Genomic DNA, 23,494 nt, shown 5'->3' on the forward strand with positions numbered 1-23,494 from the left:
TCCTGCGCAACTTTCCTTGCATCCCTTGTTCAACTGATTGCCTCCACGACAAAATTTATGAATGCAGAACCTAACCCCCGTCATTCCAGACAACGCGGTAAAGGTCGAACCGACGGTCACGCAAGTTCCGAACAACGCCTTCAGAGCGGGCAAACGACAGGTCTGTCATGTCGAGATCAGCCATCACAACCGCTTCGACATTCTCGGCGATTTCCGCCGCAATGCCCTCGCGCGCGAACGGATAATCGCACGGCGTCAGAATGGCCGACTGGGCATAGTTGATGTCCATATTCTCGACATTCGGCAGATTGCCCGTACAGCCCGATGTCACGACATAAAGCTGGTTCTCGATGCACCGCGCATGGCAGCAATATCGCACCCGCAAATGGCCTTGACGAGAGTCCGTGCAGAACGGCGTGAACAGAATGCGCGCACCCTCATCGGTCAAACGACGCGCCAGTTCCGGGAACTCGGAATCATAGCAGATCAGAACGCCAATCGGCCCGCAATCGGTCGGGATCACTTCGACAGCATCGCCGCCCTTGATATTCCACCAGTGGCGCTCATCCGGGGTCGGATGAATTTTCTCCTGCTCATGCACAGAGCCGTCACGCAGGAAGACATAAGCGACATTCTGGATATCGCCGTCATCGGTCCGCGTTGGGTGAGAACCGCCAATGATGTTGATGTTGTACGAAATGGCGAGGTCGCGCATCTCTTCCACAAAGCGCGGCGTATAGCGCGTCAGCGCCTCGATGGACTCCGCCGGAGACAGTTTGCGCTTCTCGAACGCGAGCAGCTGCAACGTAAAGAGCTCAGGGAACACGACAAAATCGGCGCGCCTGTCGGAGCAGACATCGACGAAATATTCGACATTGCTCATGAACTCTTCAAAGTTTTTCACTGCCCGCATCTGCACCTGGACGGTGGCAACCCGCACACGCTCCTTGGTGGCGTATGAGATCTTGCTGCTCTGCTTGATTTCTTCAGCATACGGATTTCGCCAGACCATATGCGTCGCATGGCCGCCGGAATCGGTATCCTCGACAAGATAGTTGCGCAGCACGCCAATCGGTTCAAAGCCTGCGCGCAAATGATAGCGGATCACTGGATCGGTAATCTTCTGCGCCTTGACCGCTTCGACATAATCTTCCGGCTCTGGATAGATCTTGCGCTTGCGCTTCCAGCCCGGCATCCGCCCGCCAAACACAATGCCTTTCAGCTCCCAGCTTTCGCAAAGCTGCTGGCGCGAATTGTAGAGGCGCTGGCCAATCCGGGTGCGGCGAATTTCCGGGTCGACGCAGACTTCCATGCCATAAAGCCAATCGCCTTCCGGATCATGCCGGGCAGCGTAGCCATTGCCGGTAATCTCGATCCAGTTATGCGGGCGCAGCGCCAGCTCTTCAGCGATCAGAAAGCTGGCTGCATAGCCGACGACTTCCCCGTCATATTCGACGAGGAACTGGCCTTCCGGAAAAGACGAGATCTGCCCACGCAGCATGCCTGGCGTATATCCGTCTGCTGGTCGGCCATAGACCTTCAGCACAAGTGCCGCGATTCTTGGCACGTCCTCCAGCGTCGCATTTCGTACGACGACAGACGCCTTGGTTGTCTCGCTGGGCATCAATCCCCCTCTTCAGTTTTCAGTTATTCACCTAAGAAAGGCCAACGGGGCCGAAAGACAAGGGTTCCGCTCAGGCTGCGTCCGCGACGAGCCGCGCAATATCGGCCGCATACCGGTCAGCTTTCTTCTCTCCGACACCGCTGATCGCGCGCAGCGCGTCTTCCGTGCCCGGCCTTTCGACCGCAATCGCCGCCAGCGTGCGGTCGTGGAAAATGACATAAGGCGGCACGCCCTTGTCCTTTGCGACCTCAAGACGCCAGCCACGAAGGGCTTCAAACAATGCCTGATCGCGAACCGAAAGATCGCTCGCATGATTGGCCGCTGCAGAGCGGCGCGTCTTGCGAGCCTTGCGGACGGTCGGGTCCTCGCGCAGCCAGATTTGCCGGTCACCGCGAAACAGGGCCTTGGCCTCATCCTGGTCCGGCACAGCAATCACCGGGCGCATCACCTCACCGGCTTCAGCCAGCAACCCATTGAACAGCAGCTCGTCGAACACCGCATTCCAGCCAGATTTCGGCAACGCTTCGCCAATGCCATAGGTCGAGAGCTTTGACAGGTCTTCATCAAAGCCGTCGCGCGCCGCGCCCGTCAGGTGGATGATCAAGCGGCCCCGGCCAATCCGCTGGCCACACCGGATCACTGCCGACACCGCCATTTGCGCGAAGCGCGTCGCATCGAAACCTTCACCCGGCTCGCGCTGGCAATTGTCGCATTCCCCACATGGCTCGACTTCAGCCTCGCCAAAATAGCGCCGCACCGCCCCGCGGCGGCAGTCCGTTCCATTAAAGAACGCAAAGAGCTGCCGTGTCTTGGTCAGCTGGACCCGCTTGACCTCTTCGGCTGCATCACTCTCCACCGTCCAGCTGATCGACCGGCGCATATCAGCGGGGCCGTAAAGCGCAACGCCTTCAGCCGGTTTGCCATCGCGGCCCGCGCGGCCGACTTCCTGCCAATAGGCCTCAAGCGTTTTTGGTGGATCGGCATGGATCACGAAGCGGACATCCGGTTTGTCCACGCCCATGCCAAACGCCACTGTGGCGCACATGGTCAGGCCGTCTTCGAGCAAAAACCGGCGCTGACGCTCAGCGCGCACATCCGCATCAAGCCCTGCGTGATAGGCGAGCGCCGGAATGCCCGCGCGCTCCAGCGCTTCGGCGAGTTTCTCAGTTGCGTCACGGGTCGCCGCATAGACGATGCCACTTTCGCCCTTATGGGCTTTCACCAGCGAAACCACCCGGTCCGAGCGGCCACCGGCCTTTGGCTCTGCCGCCAGCGTCAGATTGGGCCGGTCGAAACTTGCGACATGCGTATGCGGCTCTGTGAGGTCCAGCTGGCGCAGGATGTCATCGCGCGTGCGCGCATCGGCGGTCGCCGTCACTGCAATGCGCGGCACGCCGGGAAACATCGCCTTCAACCGGCCAAGCGCACGATAATCCGGCCGGAAATCATGTCCCCACTGGCTGACACAGTGAGCCTCATCAATCGCGATGACAGACACGTTGAACTGCGCGAGCCGCCCGGCGAGCCCTGTCGAAAGCGCTTCTGGCGAGAGGTACAACAAGTCCATCTCGCCGCGACCCGCCGCATTCAGCGCCTCGGTTTTCTCCTCAAAACTCATCGAGGAATCGAGCCGCTCGGCACGCACACCAAGCGCCTTTAGCGCGTCGACCTGATCGGCCATCAGCGCAATCAGCGGCGAGACAACAAGCCCGACGCCATCTCGCAGGATCGCCGGGATCTGATAGCAGAGCGATTTGCCGCCGCCCGTCGGCAGAACCGCCAGAACATCCCGCCCCGCGAGTACATCTGCGATCACATCGCCCTGCAGGCCGCGAAAGGCTTCATAGCCATAGACGCGCTTCAGCAGATCATTGGCAGCAGCCATATCGGTCGGGTTGGTCAGAGTTTGCATCCCCCGTCTATCACCGGAGTCGCAGCCCAGCGGCAAGGCATCGCACACGTCTTGCGCTGCTCTTGCGTAGATCTGCCTCTCAGGATCATATGGCTTTGATACGTTTAGGGGACGCCATGAAAACTTCTGCATCAGCCTTGGCCGGGTTGGCCGCCATCGGTTTCGCACTCGCCGCACCGGCATCGGCGCAGCTCAGCGACGATGGCCGCGCTCTCATCGGGGCCGGCATCTCCGGCGACCAGTTCGATGCGGCCGTCGCGGACTTTCGCCAGGACGGCTCGCAAGGCGATATCATTCTCGAAACCGCCCGTCTTGGACACCCAACGGCCGCGAGGGTTCTCGCCTCAGAATGTCTCTACAACGACGTCTGCCCAACGACGCGGAAAGAGGCGCATGACATCCTCGCCGAAACGGCGCGCACCCATGGCGACAATGCGGTCGAGCTCGGCATGATCTATCATTGGGGCAAATGGGGCGAGCCCGACGACGTTATGGCCGCGCGCTGGATCGCCTATGGCCACGAAATTGGCGCGGCGAATGGATTGCTATCGCTGAGCAATCTTCCTGCCGAAGCCGTCGAGGCCGCTGGCGCCTCACACTTGCTGGCGGCGGACACCAGTACCCAACAAACCTCCCCCACCGGCCCCGTCCGCCTCTCATGGGCGGGCCATGCGGGCTTTCCGGTCTTCGCAGACACGCGCCTCAGTAACCTGTTCGATGCCGCTATGAGCTGTCATCTCGTCTATGGCGCGGAAGTCGACGCAGCCATGGCCCGATGGGCGGTCCAAAAACCAACGGATCCCACCGAGACCCGGCGTATTACGATGGTCAATAATGAGGCTGAGTTCGCGCTGAACCTCGCCAAAAGCGCCATCGAACGGGAATTGCCATCGACTGCCGCAGCAAATCCGATGGTTAACGCACACAAGACGCAGATGAACAGAGACCCAGCCTCCGGCCCGACCGTCGACTATTGCATCGCCAACCTCGTGGACTTCCACACCGATACGCTCACGGCCGCAGCCGAATGGCTGACCCGCTCAGGCAATCAATAGGCTAGAATATCTTCTCCAGCAGCCGGTCACGCGTATTGGCATGCACCCAGGTGCCGCCCGCATCCTCAACCGTGGCCTGCCACATGGCGAGCCGGTCAGAATACGCATCCGGGTTTGACGCCTCACTGCTCAGCTTGGTCACATTGGTGGCCACAACCGTTACGCCTTCGAGGTCCAGCGAAATGCGGCTGGTGTCACAGGCGGGCGAAACGTCCTCGACGAGATCAGACACGATCACGATGATTTTTTCGGACTGATCGGACTGGGCGAGCTCTTCAGCCGCATAGCGCAGCCCCCCGCGTATATCCGTCCACGAGGTCGCCTCGAACGTCTCGCCATATGCATCGAGGCGTCCGAACACGTCTTGCTTGGTATAGGCCGCCTGGCTCGGTGTGCCGGGCAAGGTCGTGCGCACGATAAGGCTGTCATCTGTAAAGCTGCACGAGCCGATCTGCCCAAAGGCGATCAAGTCATTTGAATTGAGCTTAGACGTGACCAGTTTCGCCGTCACGACGGCGTCAGGCACTTCCTTGGCATAGGTGCCGGACGCATCGACCAGCATGAAAACCGCGCGCGAATTGGACGTAACCGCCCCGCACCCGGCCAGCATGGAAGTGGCCAACACCGCAGATGTCAGACGCCGCCAGCTCATGCCGCTTCTGCCGATGGTTTGGACTCGTCTTTTCTGGAGACCTTTTTCACCATCTGCTCAATCGCAAGCGGCAGAAAAATGATGAGGTCATACACGCGCAGAAAAAACAGGCCGAGCGCTTTCAGAGCATTGGCGAGCAACGCGAAAATGAAAGATGCAAAGATCAACAGCTGATGCGCGACAAGCCGCAGGATAAAGACCAGATTCTGGATCACAGTCTCCAGCGGGATCGCCGCAATGGCCAGCAGCCAAGGGATCAGGACAGCGAGGATCATCTGCGCCAACATGGTCAGCGACAGCCCACCCGACGCATCATCGCCTGCGCCCGCATCCTCGCCGAGCGCCATGCGGGCTGTCTGCTGGTCGATCTCGATCAGCGCCTCACGCTGGATCGCCAGCAACGCCTCGAACACAGAAAACGCGGCGAGGAATGCAATCGCCGCATAGAGCAGGATGCGCTTTGGCAGGCGCGGCAGCGTCGCAATCTGGGTGAGCTTTGTGACGCCAGCTGCATCCATCAGCACGATCCCCGCGACAGCCTCCAGAAAGATGACGACAAGCGCTGCGGCCGTTGGCAGCGGCAGACCGAGGACCTGAAGATCATCGCCGACAATCTCGGCCATCGGGCGCTGGATCAGGAAGAAGTTCAGAAACACACCGGTCAACGCGACCGTCATCACGATGAGCGCCAGCACCCATGGGATAAGGATGGACTGGCGCTGCGCCGCATCCCGGCGATGGGCATAGTCCGGGTGGATACAGGCTTCGAACTGGGCAAGGTTCTCATTGAACTTCTTGCTTGTCCGCTCAAGCTCCGCCGAGAGATCCCGCAACCGGCCGGTATTCTCCCCCAGCGGTTTCAACTCTGATCGCAAGGCGTTCAGTTGCGGGCGCAGCGGCGCGATTTCTTCCTTCACGGCTCTGCGGACATCGGCGGCTGCGGCCGTGTACCTCGTTTTCGCCTTGCTATCGCCCGCACTCTCAAGACTGGTTCGGACCGTATCCATGGTGCGCTCATCAAGCTCGATCGCCCGGAAGGTTTCGACCGTCTCGTCCAGTTCGGCGCGGCTGGTTTCGAGACTATCAACGATGGCGCTCATCCGCCGATCGATCCGCGGCGCGCGCGCTTCCAGGCGGCGCGCCTGTCCAACGAGTTTCTGTTCAAGCGCTTCAGCGGTATGCGCGGCGACGATCTCGATATAGCGGCGATAGACATTGTCGCCCGCCTGCTGCAGGCGGCGCGCCACATAACGGAAGACATGAGAGAGGCCGAAGAAAATGCTCCGGATCAGGCGGTGCAATTGCGGGCGCGCAATGTACAGCAGGACGATGAGTGCGGCGATAATCAGCCACAAGCGCCAATCGTTCCAGGCCAGACCAAACATTCAGATTCTCTCCCTGCCCGCGCGAGCTTTTACCAATCGTTAAGGATCGCCGGTCGAAGCGCAAGTCATCTCAAACGCCTGAAGACGCGATTGTTTTCAGGGCATCGACCAGGAAAGTGTGTCGCATGGCAACATCGCTTGCATCACTGGAATAGCCCCCGCCCAACACGCCGACAATCGGAATCCCGTGAGACGCGAACGCATCGACCACAAGCTGATCGCGCTGGCGCAGCCCGTCATCGCTGAGCTCCAGCAAGCCAAGTCGGTCATCTGCATGCGGATCGACGCCAGCATTGTAGAAGACAAGCTGCGGCGTCACCCGCGCCAGCACATCGTCGATCATGGTCTTTAGCGCGGCGAGATATGCTTCGTCCCCGCTCCCCCGCTCAATCCCCACATCAAGGTCGGATGGCGGCTTATCCCTTGGCCAGTTCTGCTCACAATGGAGCGACGAGGTAAAAACGCGTGGCTCAGCAGCGAAGATACGGGCCGTTCCATCGCCATGATGAACGTCGCAATCGATCACGGCGATCTGGCTCACCAACCCATCATCAAGCGCGATCTGCGCGGCCACCGCCACATCATTGAACACGCAGAAGCCCGCCCCGCCCTCATAGTCTGCATGATGGCTACCGCCTGCTAGATTAACCGCCGCGCCATGCTCCAGGGCCAGTCGCGTCGCAAGACACGTGCCCCCCACCGAGGCCCGCGTCCGCGCCGCGATAGCCGGTGTCATCTCAAACCCGATCCGGCGGGCCGCCTTCCGGTCGACCGAGCTTGTCAGCACCGCCGACACATATCCTGGGTCATGCGCCCGGTGCAGCCAGCTTTCACGCGCATGGGCCGGCACGGTGAAACTCTCACCGCGTGCACGCAGAATTTCAGCCACCAGCGAGTATTTGCGCATCGGAAACCGGTGCCCGTCAGGCACGGAGTCGGCGTCATAGTCAGGGTGGTGAACGAGCGGGAGCGGCATGGCTCTGTGAAGTGTCGCCGTACCGCTGATTGTCAAGCGCCGCGCGCCCGCATAAGGCAGGCGCATGACGGCCATCCCCCTTACCCGAACAAAGGTCCTGTCGCTCGCCCTGCCCGTGATGCTGGCGCAGGCGGCGACTGCATCGACCGGCGTTGTCGACACCGCCGTCATGGGGCTTTACGGCACCAAGTTCGATCTCGGCGCGGTTGGCGTTGCTGCCGTCGTGATGAACTTCCTCTACTGGGGGTTCGGCTTCCTGCGCATGTCGACAACCGGCCTCACCGCGCAGGCGGCGGGTGCTGAGGATCGCGTCGAGGTTCAGTCAGTTCTGCAGCGCGCCATGTTGCTCGGCGGCGGACTTGGCATCGCCATCCTCATCCTCTCACCGCTATTGCGCCTTCTGGTGTTTGAGCCCTTTGCCGCCGGGGATGAAGTCAAATCGCTGGCACGCGCCTATTTCGATGCGCGCGTCTGGGGCGCGCCAGCTGTCCTGATGGGCTATGCCATTACCGGCTGGCTGCTCGGAACCGGACGCACCGGTCAGCTGCTCGCCTTCCAGATCGTGATGAACGGCACCAATGCCGTCCTCGATATCTGGTTCGTCGCTGGTCTTGACTGGGGACCAGCCGGGATCGGCGCTGGCACAGCCATTGCCGAATGGACCGCACTCGCCTTTGGCCTGTTTCTGGTGCGCGGTGGCCTGAAGCGGTCAAAAGACCTCTTCGACCGAGCCCGCCTGATGGCGCTCCTCAATGCCAATCGGGATATCTTGATCCGTACATTGGCGCTCTTGTTCTGCTTTGCCTGGTTCGTGAATTCCGGCGCAGGCCTCGGCACAGGCATTCTCGCAGGCAATGAAGTCCTCTTGCAGTTCGTCAGCGTATCGGCCTTCGTGCTCGATGGCTTTGCCTTCGTTGCCGAAAAAGAGATTGGCGAAGCCTATGGCGCGCGCAACCGGGCACGGCTGATCCGAGCCATGCGTCTCACAACAGAAATTGCACTCGCCTTTGCGGCGATCATTTCTGCGGCCTATTTCCTGGGAGGCGGGTGGGTCATCGACAGTTTCGTCGCCGACCCTGATGCGCGGCGCGTGGCGCTGACTTATCTGCCTTATTGCGCGATCATCCCGCTAATCGGCCTGCCCTGCTGGCAGCTCGACGGCTTCTTCCTCGGCGCGACGCAAGGCCGGGCGCTTCGTAATGCGGGCGTCTTGTCCTGCATCCTCTATGTCGCGACAGACCTCTTATTGAAGCCAGGGCTCGGCAATGGCGGCGTCTGGCTCGCCTTCCTGTCCATGTATATCTGGCGGGCTGGCGCGCTTGGCGTCTACCTGCCCTCAATGCTCGCCAGCGCTAGCGGAAATCCGCCCCGACCGCCTGCTCAATCGCCGTAAAGCCATCGGCGGCAAGACGCATTGCCAAGTCACGATTGATCTCAGCCACCAGTCCCGGCCCATGATAGACCAGCGCTGAGTAGAGCTGCACGGCATGCGCCCCGGCGCGGATCTTCGCATAGGCATCCGCCCCGCTTGAGATGCCGCCAGCCCCGATGAGATCAAACTCACCGATGATCTCGGACGCAAACTCCCGCAACACTCGCGTTGACCGCTCAAGCAGCGGCGCGCCAGACAGCCCGCCCGTTTCGCCCTTGTACTCGCTCTTCAGCGTCTCCGGCCGCTCCAGCGTGGTATTGGAAATGATCAGGCCCGACAGCCAATGTCCCGGCCCGCGCACAGCCTCGATAATGTCGCCGATCGCCGTCGCATCAAGATCGGGCGCGACTTTCAGAAAGACCGGTTTCCAGTCGTCGAGCTGTTCGAAGAGCCCGTCCGCCTTCAGCTCCTCGCCATAGGCGGTCTGCGCCTTTGTTCGCGCTTCACCGCACCGCTCGAGCAGGTCTTCAAGCGCGCCCTTATCCTGCAGGCCGCGCAGGCCCGGCGTGTTTGGCGATGAAATGTTGATCGTGATGTAGTGGGCATAGGGATAGACCGCGTCGATGCCGACCTCATAATCGGCGATACGGTCTTCGCTGTCCTTATTCGCCCCGACATTCGCGCCGATTGGCGCAAGACGGTTTCCGGCCTTGCGGAACCGGGCCGTAAACGCCCGAAGCCCGTCATTATTGAAGCCCATGCGATTGATAACCGCGTCGTCCTCTTCCAGCCGGAAGAGACGTGGTTTCGGATTACCCTCTTGCGGGCGCGGCGTAACTGTCCCGCATTCGACAAAGCCAAAGCCGAAGCGCAGCATCTGCTCGAAAACCTCGGCATTCTTGTCAAAGCCAGCGGCAAGTCCGACCGGATTGAAAAGGCTAAGCCCGGCATTCGGCAGTTTGATCGGTGTATTCCATTGGAGCGGACTGACACTTGGCAGCCCGATCCCGGCCTTGAGCGCGCGAATGGTGGCCGTATGCGCCGCTTCAGGCGGCAGCTTGCGCAGAAATTTCGTCCCGATATCCGTCAGTGCCATCTATTTCAGCTCCGCAGGCAAGGCCGGATTGCCATTGGCATCCGCCTCAAGCGCCCAGTGTCGTTTGGCGTCAGCCAGGCGCAAATTACCATAAAGATGTGGGAAAAGCTGACCGCCGCGCGATTCTTCCCACTTCACATTCCCACCAAGGCGCTCCAGCACAAACTCATAGAGATGCACCCCCGATTGTCCGGCATAGTGAAGCGCCAGCGTCTCACCCACCTGCTCACGCGTCGACAGATGGACATAGCCGTCGCGCGCATCGAGGTCAGTGTCGGTATGGCCAAGCTCACGGGCCCGGGCATCATCGCCCGCCCCCAGTATCTTGTAGACATAAGATTCGATCATCATGACCGGCATCAAACAGGGATTTGTGAGCTGGGCAAGGCGACATGGTTGCTAGGTTTATTTTCCCATGATAGGAAAGCCTTGCAACTGTCGGAGGCACAGCAATGCGGCATGGCGAAGTCTGGCGTGGAATTGACCAGCTGGCAGAGAAAAACGGGCTGAGCGCCTCTGGGCTTGCCCGGCTCGCGGGGCTTGATCCGACCAGCTTCAACCCGTCCAAACGTCAGAGCAAGGATGGCCGCCCGCGCTGGCCCTCAACCGAGAGCATTGCCCGCGCGCTGGAGGCTGTCGGGGCGGGCATGGATGACTTTGCCGCCCTGATCGAAGGCCGCCGCGGGGCCACAGCGCCCCTGATTGGCCTCGCGCAAGCAGGCGCTGATGGCTTTTTTGACGATAGCGGGTTTCCGGTGGGCGGCAGCTGGGACGAGGTTCGTTTTCCCGGCCTTGGTGATGAAGCGGTCTATGCACTTGAAATCAGCGGCAACAGTATGGAGCCGGCCTACCGGGAAGGGGATCGCATCATCGTCGCGCCAGGCGCTCAGCTGCGCAAGGGAGACCGCGTTGTCGCCAAGACGGTGGAGGGAGAAGTCATGGCAAAGGTGCTCGGTCGGCAGACAGAGCGGCAGGTTGAGTTGATCTCCCTCAATCCAGAACACCCACCCCGCACATTCAAACCATCCGAAATTCTCTGGCTCGCCCGAATTCTGTGGGTCAGTCAGTAAGCTCGGTCCTGTTCGCATATGCAGCACATTATACGCTTGCCCTTGCGGTAGATGCTGTGCAATCCGGTTAGCTTATGGACTGGGATAAGCTGAAATCTTTTCATGCCGCCGCAGAAGCTGGTAGCCTTACAGCTGCCGGAGAGCGACTGGGGATTTCGCAGTCTGCTGTTTCCCGTCAGATATCGGCGCTTGAAGAACAACTCGGCGTCTCCTTGTTCCAGAGACATGCGCGCGGCCTGGTGCTCACAGATTCCGGGCACACGCTTCACAGATCCACAATGGACATGGCCTCAGCCGCACAGACCGCCAATGCGGCGCTGAGAGACCAGCAAGATGTTGCCCAGGGCGATCTTGTGGTGACGGCCCCGGTCGCGTTCGGCTCAACCTGGCTGGTGCCGCGCCTTGGCAATTTCATCAATTCCAATCCGGGCATGCGGGTCGATCTTCGCCTCGACGATGGTGAGACCTACGACCTTCTGAAACTGGAAGCCGAGTGCGCCATCCGGCTTTGGGCCGCTGACAAGTCAGACCTGATCCAGCGCAAGCTCGGCACCGTCGCGACCAATCTCTACGCCTCACCGGAATATCTGAAGGAACACGGCACCCCGCGCACACCGCAGGACCTCGATAATCACCGCATCATTGGCTACGGCACTGAAAACACGCCGCTCGACGCCATGAGCTGGGCACAGCGCGTTGGCCGGGATGACACCCTGCCCCGCAAGGCCACGCTCCAGGTCCGAAACGTCCCGGCCATGCTGCGGGCCGTTGAAGCCGGCGTCGGCATCGCTGATCTGCCCGACTATATGGTCAGCTCCGTTCCACGCCTTGTCAGAGTGTTACCGGACCATACCGGCCCTACCTTCGACCTCTACTTCATCTACCCAAGTGACCTGAAACGGTCGAAGCGGATTGCTGTCTTCCGGGACTTCCTGACCAATGAAGTCGATGCGATTCGCCGCGAAAATCTGCAACTTCGTGCCAGCTGATCCATAGCGACATGCATTAATGCATGTCTTGGCTACTGAATCGCGCCTTCCATTTCGCATTCGCAGCATTTACCTCCAGACCAAGCCTTGGTCCCGGCGATTGCCAATCTCCTCCGATTGTGCGTTTCCTCCCTCCAAATAGGGACCCACTTATAAGCCCGGCGCGATAACTTCGCTGCCGGGCTTTTTTTCTTTAATTGTCGAGATTTACGCGATGGCGCCTACAGGCTGGCTCGCAACATCCAGGCGGTTTTCTCCGCTATGGCCGCACGCTGTGTCAGCAGGTCTGCCGTAACGGCATCGTCTGCCGCTTCGGCCGCTTTGACGCCAGCCTTGGCAACCTTGGCGATGGTCTCGTGACCGCGGACAAGATTGTTCACCATGTCCTCAGCGTCTGGCACCCCATTATCGGGCTTGATCGTCGCATAGGACGAAATTTCATCCCCCGATGCCGGCGCGAAAGCGCCCAGCGCCCGGATACGCTCTGCGAGCTCATCAAGCGCCTGCCAAAGCTCGGTATACTGCTCCATGAAAAGGTCATGCAGCGCCTTGAAGCGTGGGCCGGTCACATTCCAGTGATAGCCATGCGTCTTGAAGTAGAGCGCATAGGTCTCGCCCAGCACATTCCGCAAGGCCGCAATGGCCCCTTCGCGCTCGGCTTCATTCAGTCCAATATCTACAGTCATTTCGATCTCCTCTTCTATCCTGTCCTATATAGATGGGAGGACATCTCATCGAAACGAATTGATAATTGGCCCTCCACCTATCGAGAAAACCTATTTGAGCGCCGCACAGAACCTCGAGATGCGCGTCATGGCCTCTTCGAGCGCTTCTGTTGAGGTGGCATAGGAAATCCGGAAAGCTGGCGACAGGCCGAACGCTTCACCGAACACCACGGCCACTTGCTCTTCTTCCAGCAGGGCAGCCGCGAAATCCTTGTCCGAAGTGATCTTGGTGCCTTTCGGCGAGGTCTTGCCGATCACGCCCGCGCAGCTTGGGTAGACATAGAAGGCGCCTTCCGGTGTCGCACAGCTGAGGCCTTCGCAATCATTAAGTGCGGCCACGACCATATCCCGGCGGGATTTGAACACGGCATTGCGCTCAGCCAGGAAGCTATGATCGCCATTCAACGCTTCGACGCTGGCCCACTGGCTGATCGAACATGGGTTGGAGGTCGATTGCGACATGATCTTGCGCATCGTGTTGATGAGCTTCTCCGGCCCGCCGGCATAGCCAATCCGCCAGCCGGTCATCGCATAGGCCTTGGACACACCATTCATCGTCAGCGTGCGGTCATAGAGGCCCGGCTCGACCTGCGCGATCGTCCAGTATTCGAAATCATCATAGACGAGGTGCTCATACATATCGTCGGTCAGCACCCAGACATGCGGATGCTTGAGCAGCACATCGGCAAGCCCGCGAAGCTCAGCCTTGGTGTAGGCCGCGCCCGTCGGATTGGATGGTGAATTGAGGACAAGCCACTTGGTCTTCGGCGTAATCGCCTTCTCAAGCGCTTCTGGCGAAAGCTTGTAATTCGAGTTCGGCCCACACTGAACGAAGACCGGGTCACCGCCCGCCAGACGCGCCATATCCGGATAGCTCACCCAGTAAGGCGCCGGCACGATAACTTCGTCGCCGGGGTTCAGCGTCGCCATGAAGGCATTGAAGATCACAGTCTTGCCGCCCGGCGAGACATTGATCTGCGATGGCTTGTACTCAAGGCCGTTATCGCGCTTGAACTTCGCGCAGATCGCTTTCTTCAGCTCCGGGATCCCATCCGCAGGCGTGTATTTGGTCTTGCCCTCATGGATCGCCTTGATCGCCGCATCCTTGATGTGATCGGGCGTATCGAAGTCCGGCTCGCCAGCGCCCAGGCCAATGACATCAATCCCCGCAGCTTTCATCTCATTCGCTTTGGTGGTGACAGCAATCGTTGCAGAAGGCTGTACGCGTTCCACGGCGCGGCTGAGGACGATGTCGGATGCCATATCTTTTAACTCCAGTTGGATTTCAGTCGCATGCATAGGAGGACGCGAACGCGCAGACAAGATGCTGCACCGCAAAGCTGCGACATCCTCACCTGTTTCTACCCCTTCGTTTAAGTTTCACGGGCTTCCTTAATCATCGATTTGCACCTTGCTGACAGGTTCCGCCGCTTGCTCACAGGCCCGAGGGATAACAGGTGGCAGACCGGAATATTCTTGAAATCGGCTGGGAGCGCGTCACCAGTGTGCTTGGCCCCATGGCTGACGATGCCTTTGTCTGGCTCGGCGACCGGGAACCCGGCGAGCGGCTCATCCTGGCGACCTTCTTCATCCTGTTGCTGCTGTTCCTCATCGTCAGAATGTCGACCCGGCGCGAGGACAGTGCGGGCCGCAATTTTGGCGCATCACTTTTGCTGATCGTTGTGTTTGCCTTCGGCCTTGGCTGGATTCTCGACGGCAACAGCGCCTTCCTGTCGTCTGTGTTCAACATCTGACCGCGCCAGCTAGGCGTATCGGCCTGCAGCTACTAGATTGGCCTCAATGGCCGACACTCCTTCCAGCAAACCTGCCCGCCGCGGCGTAGATGTCATCAAGGACAATCTGCAGCGCCTGCCTGCAAAACCGGGCGTCTACCGGATGTTCGGCACGCATGATGAAGTGTTGTATGTCGGCAAGGCGCGTAATCTGAAGGCCCGCGTGTCGAACTATTCGCGCATCGGCGGACACACGCAGCGCATCGCCGCGATGATCGCGCTCACGGCCCGCATGGAATTCGTCGTCACCGAGAGCGAGACAGAGGCGCTGCTCCTCGAAGCCAGCCTCATCAAATCGCTGAAGCCGCGCTTCAACATCCTTCTGCGCGACGACAAATCCTTCCCCTACATCCTGATCCGCCGCGATCATGACTATCCGCAAATCCTGAAATATCGCGGTTCAAAACAGGATCGCGGCGACTATTTCGGACCGTTCGCCAGCGCGAGCTCCGTCACTCGCACCCTCGACACACTGCAAAAGGCATTCTTGCTGCGCACCTGCGAGGACAGCGTATTTTCCGCTCGTCAGCGCCCCTGCATGCTGCACCAGATCAAGCGGTGCTCTGCGCCTTGCGTCGGGCTGGTCAGCGAAGCGGAATACACCGAACTTGCCAATCAGGCCGCTGACTTCCTGCGCGGCAAGGGCGTCGATCTGCAGGCGGGCCTCGCCGCCGAGATGGAAACCGCCGCCGAGGAAATGAACTTTGAAAGAGCCGCCAGCTTGCGGGACCGCATCCGCGCCTTGGCGCATGTGCGCGCGCAGCAGGACGTCAATCCGGACGGTATCGAGGAAGCCGATATCTTCGCCATCGCCATGGAAGGCGGCCAGTCCGCGGTGCAGGTCTTCTTCATTCGGGCAGGACAGAACTGGGGCGCAACGATCCACTTCCCGCGCCACGAAAAGGATGAAGGGCCGGAAGAAATCATCTCCGCCTTCCTCGTCCAGTTCTATGACAAGCGCCCGCCCCCGCGCCTCATCCTGACCAATACGGAGCCATCACAAGCCGAACTCATCGGCGAAGCGTTGGAGCTGAAAGCAGACCGGCGCGTCGAGATCCGCACGCCTCAGCGCGGTGAGAAACGCGAACTTGTGGCCCAGGCCACGCGAAACGCGGCCGAAGCGCTCTCGCGCAAACTCTCTGAAAGCGCGAGCCAGCAGCGCCTCCTGAAGGATCTCGCCAAAGCCCTGGAGCTGCCCGCCCCGCCCAAGCGCGTCGAAGTTTACGATAACAGCCACATCCAGGGCTCAAACGCGGTGGGCGGCATGGTCGTCGCCGGACCTGAAGGCTTCATCAAGGGCCAGTACCGGAAGTTCAACATCAAGGACAAGGACATCAAGCCGGGCGATGATTACGGCATGATGCGGGAAGTGATGCGCCGCCGCTTTGCCCGTCTCATCAAGGAGACAAATGAGGCCGGCCGCCCAATGAATGAGCTTGAGACCTATCCAGACCTTGTCCTGATCGATGGCGGCCTCGGCCAGCTCAGCGCGACGGTGGAAACCCTTGAGGAGCTCGGCCTCACTCCGAATGACGTAACCCTCGTCTCGATCGCCAAGGGGCCAGACCGCAATGCCGGCCGCGAGAAATTCTTCAGGCCAGGACGCGCCCCATTCCAGCTGCCGCCCGACACGCCGGTGCTCTATTACCTGCAACGCCTGCGCGACGAAGCCCACCGCTGGGCCATCGGCGCCCATCGCTCGAAACGTTCAGCGGACATCAAAACCTCACCGCTCGACCAGATTGACGGGATCGGCCCGGCGCGAAAGAAGGCTCTTTTACACCACTTCGGCTCGGCAAAAGGCGTTTCACGTGCAAAACTCGTCGATCTTGAGAATGTCGAAGGCATCAACCGGGCCCTCGCAGAACGAATTTATGGCCATTTCAATGGCGGATAGGCGACTATGAGCCTCAAATGGCTGCCCAATGCCGTGACGATTGCCCGCTGCGTGCTGGCAATTTTCGTTGGCTATACCATCCTCGATCTGGACATCCAGCTACGTTCCGGTGACCCGGCGACGCTTGGCCTGTTCTTTCCATTTGTGCTGTTCGTGATCGCCGCCGCCAGCGACTGGGTGGACGGGGCGCTGGCGCGCGGCCTGAACGCGGAATCTGCATTCGGCGCACGGCTTGATCCAATTGCCGACAAATTGCTCGCCGCCTCCAGCCTGCTCGCGCTTTGCCATCTGGAACGCTGGAGCTGGATCATAACCGTCCCCGCCATCGCCATCATTGCCCGCGATGTTCTGATCACCGCCATGCGCGAAGCGATGGGCAATCCGGGCTCGATGAAGGTCTCGAACGCCGCCAAATGGAAAACCGCCATCATCCTCTCGGGCATTGGCGCCATTCTGTTCGGCCTCGCCATTAGCGAGCTCACCCACAATGCGGACCCTTATTCACCCGTCTGGGTGCTGACGCGCGGCGTTCTGCTGATCGGTATTCTCATGGTCTGGGTCTCAGCCGCGCTCGCCGTCATGACCGCCTGGGACTATGTCGCCGGCGCATCTGAGAAGTCAGACGAGCCTTACCAGTAGCCGTCATTCGGCCCGCCCGCATAAATTTCCAACAGACGCCGAGCCGTGCCCTTCGTGGTGTCTGCGGGTGGATTGAGCGGGTCTGCCCAGACGATCTCACTGATTTCCCCTCGGCTGGTTGCCTCGCAAGACGTCCAGTCAGAGGACGTCACCCGGTAAAGCAGCACGTGATCATTCGGAAAAACGCGGTGGTTTGAATAGATGCCCACTAGCGAGGCCTGCGCCGTAAGCCTGACGCCAGCTTCTTCTTCCAGCTCATGGGTCAGCGCTGTGTAGCAGGTTTCAGCCTTCTCAACCCCGCCTCCAGGGAAATATAGGCCGCGTGTATAGGTGTGACGCACCAGCAGAATCTTGCCGTCATCGCGCTCGACCAGACCACGCACGCCCAGCGTCATTGGCCGGCTAAAACGAAACCAGCTATGGAATATACGGTTTCGAATTTTGCCCATGGTCCAGACACTCTGTGAAAACGGCACTCGCCAAAGCCGCCAACACAGTCTATCAAGCCGGACAACGCAAGGAGTTGGGAGAGCTATCGACATGTTTGCAGTATTTGCTATCGGCGCAACGGTCGCCATTTTCGCCATTCTGAACCTGATAGACTATCGCCGCATCGACTAGGATTCGACGGTTGAACCTTGCCTGATATAGGACTTCTTGCAGCCCTAATTGGTGGTCTCGTCATCCTCGCCTTTGCCGGCGACTTCCTCGTCAATGGCGCCGTCGCATTCGCACGGCGCATCGGTGTTTCCCCGCTTGTCGCCGGTATCCTGATTGTCGGCTTCGGCACGTCAGCGCCTGAGATGGTCGTTGCGATCAGCGCAGCGAGCCAAGGCGACCAGGGACTCGCGCTCGGCAATATTATCGGCTCGAACATAGCGAACATCTGGCTCGTTCTTGCCGTTCCTGCCTTTCTCGTCCCGCTCGCCACGCGACAGTTCGGTCTGAGGCGTTCCTTCTACTTCATGCTCGCCGCCACGGCGGTCTGGATTGGCTGGACAGCCTTCTTTCCGCTCACGCCCCTGTTCGGGCTCATCCTGCTCGCAACCCTGATTGTCTATTCAGTCCTTATGGTCTGGTGGACCTCCGATGCCATCCGCAAGGGTGTGGATGTCGGTCTGGATGAAGCTGAATCGCTCGGCACGCTCATGATGTGCGTCTCCCTGATCGTCGGGATTGTTGGCCTCCCGCTTGGCGCGCATCTGATCGTTGAGGGCGGCGTCGGGATCGCGCGCAGCTATAATGTTTCCGAAGAGATTATCGGCCTCACACTGCTGGCGGTCGGGACCTCCCTGCCAGAGCTCGGCGCCGGCATAGCGGCGGCGCTGCGCCGACGCGGTGAAGTCGTGATCGGGAATGTTATCGGGTCCAATATCTTCAACCTGCTTGGCGCGGGTGCGATCATCTCTTTCTTCGGCGCGGTCGATCTCGCGCCGACATTCAAGCAATATGATTATTGGGCAATGGGCGCAGCAGCGCTGTGTCTCGGCATATTTGTGGTCTCAAGAAGCCGGATAACCCGGTTGGCCGCGCTTGCCATGGTGATCATTTACGGCCTGTACATTTACGGCCTGATCGCCGGCTGGAACCTTCAAGCCGGAGCGGAGGCCCTGTTTGGCCGAACATAACCTCTCCCCTCGACGCGCATTGATCACAGGCGCTGGCAAGCGGATCGGGCGGGCTCTCGCCGAAGCCCTTGGTGAGGATGGCTGGAGTGTCGCGGTGCATTACCGCTCATCAGCCGCCGGAGCCGAAGAAACAGTCGCGGCCATCGAAGCGGCCGGTGGGCGCGGTGTGACCGTTCAAGGTGACCTCACCGAAGAAAAAGACCTCAAAGCGCTCATCCCGGCGGCGGCGGACAAGCTTGGCGGGCCATTGACCCTGCTGGTCAATTCCGCCTCAACCTTTGAAGACGACACCGCGCGCGATCATGACCGCCAGCAATGGGATCATCATTTCGACGCCAATCTGCGTGCGCCAATCGCCCTGTCTCAGGCCTTCGCGAATGCCTTGCCGAAAGAGAGCAAGGGCTTGATCGTCAACCTGATCGATCAGCGCGTCTGGAAACTGAACCCGCAATTTTTCACCTACACCCTGTCCAAGGCCTCCCTGCTGACGGCGACGAAAACGCTGGCGCAGGCCCTTGCGCCCAATATCCGCGTCAACGGCATCGGCCCCGGCCCAACGCTGCAAAGCGTCCATCAGAGCGATGAAGAGTTTGAAGCCGAAAAACGGGCAACTCTGACCGGGGAAGGCTCCCGCCCGGAAGAAATCGTGCGCGCGCTGCGCTATCTCATCGAGGCTGACAGCGTCACCGGTCAGATGATCGCGGCAGATGGCGGACAGCACTTGATGTGGCAGACACCGGACACGCAGATTTGATGGACTTTTCTTCCGACACATCGGCCCCGGCCCATCCGGCCGTCCTGGAAGCGATGGCCCACGTGAATTCGGGCAATCAGTCGAGCTATGGCAATGATGAGATCACCGCCATTTTAAGACCAGAACTGGCGCGCGTGCTGGAAACCGATGATTTCGATTTCTGGCTTTGCGCGTCAGGCACGGCGGCCAATGCGCTTGTCCTCTCCTGCTTCTGCCCGCCCATGGGAGCGATCCTCTGCCACGCTGAAGCGCATATCGCGCGCGACGAGCGGTCTGCCCCCGAATTCTTCACCGGCGGCGGCAAGCTTCAGCTGCTGGAAGGCAACGGCGCGCAAATCGACGAGGCGGCCCTTCGTGCGGCGCTCGCGCGGATCGATCATGACTTCGTGCACGAAACGCCAGCCCATGTGCTCTCACTGACGAACCTCACCGAATCCGGCACAGCCTATCCGGCCGAGCGCATTCGCCACTATGCCTCGCTCGCCAGGGATGCCGGTCTCAGCGTTCACCTGGATGGCGCACGTCTTGCCAACGCCGTCGCCTCGACCGGAGCGACGGTCGCAGAGATGACCTGGAAAGCAGGCATGGATGCGGTATGCCTCGGGCTAACAAAGACGGGGGCGATTGGCTGCGAAATCATTGTCCTGTTCGGGGATGCCCGCAGCAAATTTCCAGAGCTTAAGGCCCGCGCCAAACGGTCAGGACACATGCCGCCCAAGATGCGCTATATGGCGGCCCAGGCGCTCGCTCTGTTCAAGGATGACCTATGGCTCACACTTGCCGGCACGGCAAACCAGCGCGCGCGTCAGGTTTCGAACATGTTGTGCAGGGATCCGGAGACAACGCTGGTCAATCCTGTGGAAGGCAATGAGATATTCGTTCGCCTCGGCGATGAGACGCTCAAAGCGCTTCGCAGGGCGAAAGCGACTTTCTATCCCTGGCTGGATGACAGCTACCGGCTCGTCACAAGCTGGGCCACGCCAGCCGATACAGTATCGCAACTGGCGCAAGCGCTCGACTAGGAGTCCGACGAGCCTGCGAGTCCGTTGCCAACCCAGTTTTTCACGTGAGCGAGATAGGAATCTATTTCGATAGGCATGAATTTCTTACCGCCGATCACTTCCTGATGGAGCACGGCAAAAGTCGACGCAGAAATCAGCATTGCCGCCGCATATCTGGCGGATTGATAATCTGCCGGTCCGCCTGGACTACGCACCAGTTTGGACGCGACGGCGTCAACGCCTGGCTTCACGACATACTCAACATAAGCCTGCTGCACGTCTTCGTCAGACAGGCTTTCACGAATGCCCATCGCATGCAGCTGGGCATATCTGTGGTCTTTGCGCATCACCGCGACGAAGTCGATATAGCTGTCCACGGCGTCGGCGCAGGTCTGACACGGCTGGCTGACCACCTCGCGCAACGGCGCTCCGCGCGCTGCCAACATCTCAAGCACGGCAACGACCACGCCCGATCGATTGCCGAAATAGTGTCTCAAGGTCGGCTCGGAAGCCTCAGCGGCGATCGCCAGCTGCCTCAGGGAGGGCCTGTCTACATCTGGATCGAGAAGAAAATCTGCTATTTTTTCGAGTAGGGCATGCCGCTTTTCCTCGAAATCCTGGTTCCGGACGCCTGCGGGTCGCGACATGAAGATACCTGCTGCTTTCGCTGACGACATCGCGGCCAGCAAACTCTACCAAGATATCGATGTATCACAAATTTCTAACAAATTCTTCATTACGTGCAGCAAATTACTGAACAAGGACCGACTGATTGCAGTCCGCATCGTGCAACCAGACATCGGCTTCCCCCAATCCCAGGCCGAGCGCCGAGGTCAGGCTGAACACAATCTGGTCGACCGGCTCAGCGGCAACGGCGAGGACATCAGCCACCTGTGCCTGGATCAGCCTGGGAGACAGCAGCGAGATCCCAAGTATGTCCACATCAAGTTCCAGATCCCGCACGGTAGATGAAAGGGCACCCCCAAGCGCATCATGTGTCTCGACCGTCTTCGGGTCTCCGCCAATGTCTCGCTGACTGAACCAGATCGTGTCAGCATCAGGGGCTGCGAGACGCGTCTGCGCCATGCCGGTGACCCGGATCAAGGTGGCATTCAACAGCTCAGCCGGCTCGAAATAGGGCGTGCTCCCAAACTCGCGGAGATCGCCGTGAATGTCGGCAATACGCATCGTCATCAGACCAGGCTGTACCGATACAGCAACGCGGTCTGCATCTCTTTGGCCAGGCTTGCAGACAATGTCCGTCACCCGCGCCTCCGCCGAAGCGAGTTCAAGATAGAGAGGCAGTCGAACGAGGTCCCCGCCAATCAGTGAGCCGCCAATGCTGGCCTCAAGGAACAGGCGCACCTGTGCAGTGGACACCGGCTCTCCCCGTTCGTCCGAGAGAGAAAACCAGCTCGTGCTTTGAGGGCGTTCGCCGATGAGAACCGACAGGTTTACATCTGCGAGGCCCGGCACGGTCGCCCCAAGATCAAGATCAACCTGATGGTCGCCATTCGCGGCCGCAGCACTTACAGTGAGCAATTGAAGCGCGTCGACCTTCAGATCGAGGCCCGCAGCTCGCTCGCCAAGTTTGAGATCGGACGCAGGGCCAAGATCGATGAGCTCACCAAGCGACACGAGAAGCAGATCCAGATCGTTGTCAGTTGCGAGTGCGTCGAGCGCGCTACGCGCCGCCGGGCGACCGTCCACTGTCGTCTTCATGGCTTTCGCCAGCTCGGCCAGGCTGACATCATAGGTCAGCAAGTCGTGATAGGTCACAGCCTCAAGCTCGAGTTCAGTGGCGAGCGCGTCCAGGCCAGACAGCAAATCAACACGAGCATCCAGAAGCGCATCGTAGGACAGGGCGGACAGCTCGATTTCCGAGCCCGTCAACCCACTGAGCAACGCATTAATCAGGCCATCATCGAGACTGAGCAGTCTTGACCCGACCGAAATAGCAGCTTGCGATGAATGCCGCGCGGTGCCGGACACCTTGATGTCACTCGCACTCGTGCCAAGAAAATCAAAATAGCGCCTCGGCGCCTCTGTGAGGCTCACACGTACCGCATCAGGACTGGCAGCACCTTCCACAAAACGGTTCTCGTGCGCGATTGCCTTGTCATGCGTGTAGCGCCCCACCTCGACTTTCAGTCTACCGGTACTGACATCCCTTTCGGCATCGTCAGGGTTTTGATTGATTGAGAAAACCCCATTGTCGATAAGCACTTGCCTGGCGACAGCTTCAGCATTGTCGATGTTTGCGGCGGCCGCAACCGCCGCCATGTCGACATAGCCCTGAAGCGCTCGCTTTTGCGATGAAATCGCGCCCGTATCGATCGCAAGGGCTGCGGCGAACGCGGCTGTCGGCGCGAAGATCGCGGTCATTACCGCGATCTGTCCTGATGTATTCCGGGCCAGCTTTGAGCGAAGTGATTGTGCGAATTTTCTGAAAGCCACCCTAGTAACCTCCCGCACGGATTATGGACTGGCGCACAATTGTGCGCTCGGGGAGCGGCAGCCCATTATAGAGATTCCAGATCGGCAGATCATTGGCGTCATAAGTAACAGTCACCAGAATGTAGCCCGGATTGTCTTCGGCCTCACTGACAGCAACGTCGAGTTTGTCGGCCAGCAACAGCCCATCCTGCGGAACGGCGTTGGCGACATAATCTGCAACAAGCGACTGACGCTCTTCAGTATCAACGCCGCCCATGGCGACGCGTGCACTATTGGCGGCCAGTTGCTGGACTGAATGGGCCGCTCCGAAGAACACCCCATAGGCTGTGATTCCAAACAACATGAAAAGCATGAGTGGCGCGATGATCGCGAACTCGACTGCCGCTACGCCTCGCTGACAGGTCTTCAGTTTGTACTTCAATGCCTTCATAAGCTGCTGTCCTCCAATTCGTGCGAACGGGTCAGGATG

The 23,494-nt window shown here is 59.8% G+C and carries 23 protein-coding genes; 10 read left to right on the forward strand and 13 right to left on the reverse strand.

What is annotated here, in order from left to right:
* Positions 1-70: 70 nt before the first annotated feature.
* Both B8783_RS12760 and recQ read right to left on the reverse strand, forming a co-directional pair.
* A complete protein-coding gene (locus B8783_RS12760; protein ID WP_084420491.1) occupies positions 71-1,624 on the reverse strand; it encodes a carbon-nitrogen hydrolase family protein in 1,554 nt (517 codons plus the stop codon).
* 70 nt (positions 1,625-1,694) lie between these two features.
* The gene (recQ, locus tag B8783_RS12765) at positions 1,695-3,536 is read right to left on the reverse strand and encodes a DNA helicase RecQ (RefSeq protein WP_084420492.1); all 1,842 of its coding nucleotides are present in this window, start codon (positions 3,534-3,536) and stop codon (positions 1,695-1,697) included.
* 116 nt (positions 3,537-3,652) lie between these two features.
* On the opposite strand from recQ, the gene B8783_RS12770 reads away from it, so the two are divergent.
* Positions 3,653-4,591: a hypothetical protein gene (locus tag B8783_RS12770; protein WP_084420493.1), complete on the forward strand. Its 939-nt coding sequence runs from the start codon at positions 3,653-3,655 to the stop codon at positions 4,589-4,591.
* A gap of 1 nt (position 4,592) precedes the next feature.
* On the opposite strand, the gene B8783_RS12775 is transcribed toward B8783_RS12770, so the two are convergent.
* The 3 genes from B8783_RS12775 to B8783_RS12785 all read right to left on the reverse strand — a co-directional run bounded on the left by B8783_RS12775 (position 4,593) and on the right by B8783_RS12785 (position 7,604).
* A complete protein-coding gene (locus B8783_RS12775) occupies positions 4,593-5,243 on the reverse strand; it encodes a hypothetical protein (protein WP_084420494.1) in 651 nt (216 codons plus the stop codon).
* Positions 5,240-6,628, reverse strand: a complete 1,389-nt coding sequence (locus B8783_RS12780; RefSeq protein WP_084420495.1) for a hypothetical protein — start codon at positions 6,626-6,628, stop codon at positions 5,240-5,242. The genes B8783_RS12775 and B8783_RS12780 overlap by 4 nt, the downstream gene beginning before the upstream one ends.
* A gap of 70 nt (positions 6,629-6,698) precedes the next feature.
* Positions 6,699-7,604 carry a histone deacetylase family protein gene (locus B8783_RS12785; RefSeq protein WP_084422092.1) on the reverse strand — a complete coding sequence of 302 codons (906 nt, stop codon included), beginning with the start codon at positions 7,602-7,604 and terminating at the stop codon, positions 6,699-6,701.
* Positions 7,605-7,668: 64 nt separating this feature from the next.
* On the opposite strand from B8783_RS12785, the gene B8783_RS12790 reads away from it, so the two are divergent.
* Entirely contained in the window at positions 7,669-8,997 is a 1,329-nt protein-coding gene (locus tag B8783_RS12790) for an MATE family efflux transporter (protein ID WP_084420496.1), read from the forward strand.
* Here B8783_RS12790 and B8783_RS12795 read toward each other — a convergent pair.
* Positions 8,957-10,072: a quinone-dependent dihydroorotate dehydrogenase gene (locus B8783_RS12795; protein ID WP_084420497.1), complete on the reverse strand. Its 1,116-nt coding sequence runs from the start codon at positions 10,070-10,072 to the stop codon at positions 8,957-8,959. The genes B8783_RS12790 and B8783_RS12795 overlap by 41 nt on opposite strands.
* Positions 10,073-10,423, reverse strand: coding sequence for a DUF952 domain-containing protein (locus B8783_RS12800; RefSeq protein ID WP_139792364.1), 351 nt, complete (start codon positions 10,421-10,423; stop codon positions 10,073-10,075).
* 101 nt (positions 10,424-10,524) lie between these two features.
* On the opposite strand from B8783_RS12800, the gene B8783_RS12805 reads away from it, so the two are divergent.
* Together B8783_RS12805 and B8783_RS12810 are read left to right on the forward strand one after the other, a co-directional pair.
* A complete protein-coding gene (locus B8783_RS12805; RefSeq protein ID WP_084420498.1) occupies positions 10,525-11,142 on the forward strand; it encodes a S24 family peptidase in 618 nt (205 codons plus the stop codon).
* A 74-nt stretch (positions 11,143-11,216) separates the two neighbouring features.
* Positions 11,217-12,131, forward strand: a complete 915-nt coding sequence (locus B8783_RS12810) for a LysR family transcriptional regulator (RefSeq protein ID WP_084420499.1) — start codon at positions 11,217-11,219, stop codon at positions 12,129-12,131.
* Positions 12,132-12,352: 221 nt separating this feature from the next.
* Here B8783_RS12810 and B8783_RS12815 read toward each other — a convergent pair whose 3' ends face one another.
* Positions 12,353-12,817, reverse strand: coding sequence for a Dps family protein (locus B8783_RS12815; protein WP_084420500.1), 465 nt, complete (start codon positions 12,815-12,817; stop codon positions 12,353-12,355).
* A 90-nt stretch (positions 12,818-12,907) separates the two neighbouring features.
* Complete coding sequence (locus B8783_RS12820) at positions 12,908-14,119, reverse strand: pyridoxal phosphate-dependent aminotransferase (RefSeq protein ID WP_084422094.1); 1,212 nt, start codon at positions 14,117-14,119, stop codon at positions 12,908-12,910.
* A gap of 194 nt (positions 14,120-14,313) precedes the next feature.
* Between B8783_RS12820 and B8783_RS12825 the strand changes: the two genes are divergently transcribed.
* The 3 genes from B8783_RS12825 to B8783_RS12835 are packed head-to-tail and all read left to right on the forward strand — an operon-like array spanning position 14,314 to position 17,185.
* Complete coding sequence (locus B8783_RS12825) at positions 14,314-14,610, forward strand: hypothetical protein (RefSeq protein WP_084420501.1); 297 nt, start codon at positions 14,314-14,316, stop codon at positions 14,608-14,610.
* Between the two features lie 46 nt (positions 14,611-14,656).
* Entirely contained in the window at positions 14,657-16,546 is a 1,890-nt protein-coding gene (gene uvrC / locus B8783_RS12830; protein WP_084420502.1) for an excinuclease ABC subunit UvrC, read from the forward strand.
* A 6-nt stretch (positions 16,547-16,552) separates the two neighbouring features.
* Positions 16,553-17,185 (forward strand): CDP-alcohol phosphatidyltransferase family protein, encoded by a 633-nt coding sequence (locus B8783_RS12835; protein ID WP_084420503.1) that lies wholly within the window; start codon positions 16,553-16,555, stop codon positions 17,183-17,185.
* On the opposite strand, the gene B8783_RS12840 is transcribed toward B8783_RS12835, so the two are convergent.
* A complete protein-coding gene (locus tag B8783_RS12840; protein ID WP_084420504.1) occupies positions 17,176-17,634 on the reverse strand; it encodes an NUDIX domain-containing protein in 459 nt (152 codons plus the stop codon). The genes B8783_RS12835 and B8783_RS12840 overlap by 10 nt on opposite strands.
* A gap of 189 nt (positions 17,635-17,823) precedes the next feature.
* Between B8783_RS12840 and B8783_RS12845 the strand changes: the two genes are divergently transcribed.
* The 3 genes from B8783_RS12845 to B8783_RS12855 are packed head-to-tail and all read left to right on the forward strand — an operon-like array spanning position 17,824 to position 20,589.
* Positions 17,824-18,813: a calcium/sodium antiporter gene (locus B8783_RS12845; protein WP_084420505.1), complete on the forward strand. Its 990-nt coding sequence runs from the start codon at positions 17,824-17,826 to the stop codon at positions 18,811-18,813.
* Positions 18,800-19,567: an SDR family oxidoreductase gene (locus B8783_RS12850; protein ID WP_084420506.1), complete on the forward strand. Its 768-nt coding sequence runs from the start codon at positions 18,800-18,802 to the stop codon at positions 19,565-19,567. Before B8783_RS12845 ends, B8783_RS12850 begins: the two co-directional genes overlap by 14 nt.
* On the forward strand, positions 19,540-20,589 hold the full coding sequence (locus B8783_RS12855) for a threonine aldolase family protein (protein ID WP_233355779.1): 1,050 nt from the start codon (positions 19,540-19,542) through the stop codon (positions 20,587-20,589). Before B8783_RS12850 ends, B8783_RS12855 begins: the two co-directional genes overlap by 28 nt.
* On the opposite strand, the gene B8783_RS12860 is transcribed toward B8783_RS12855, so the two are convergent.
* From B8783_RS12860 to B8783_RS12870, 3 genes are all read right to left on the reverse strand, one after another.
* Positions 20,586-21,215, reverse strand: coding sequence for a TetR/AcrR family transcriptional regulator (locus tag B8783_RS12860; RefSeq protein ID WP_139792365.1), 630 nt, complete (start codon positions 21,213-21,215; stop codon positions 20,586-20,588). The genes B8783_RS12855 and B8783_RS12860 overlap by 4 nt on opposite strands.
* A gap of 103 nt (positions 21,216-21,318) precedes the next feature.
* A complete protein-coding gene (locus B8783_RS12865; protein WP_324612783.1) occupies positions 21,319-23,043 on the reverse strand; it encodes a pilus assembly protein TadG-related protein in 1,725 nt (574 codons plus the stop codon).
* Positions 23,027-23,455: a TadE/TadG family type IV pilus assembly protein gene (locus tag B8783_RS12870; protein ID WP_233355780.1), complete on the reverse strand. Its 429-nt coding sequence runs from the start codon at positions 23,453-23,455 to the stop codon at positions 23,027-23,029. The genes B8783_RS12865 and B8783_RS12870 overlap by 17 nt, the downstream gene beginning before the upstream one ends.
* Positions 23,456-23,494: the final 39 nt, after the last annotated feature.

The sequence above is a fragment of the Henriciella litoralis genome (assembly GCF_002088935.1).
Lineage (GTDB): Bacteria > Pseudomonadota > Alphaproteobacteria > Caulobacterales > Hyphomonadaceae > Henriciella > Henriciella litoralis.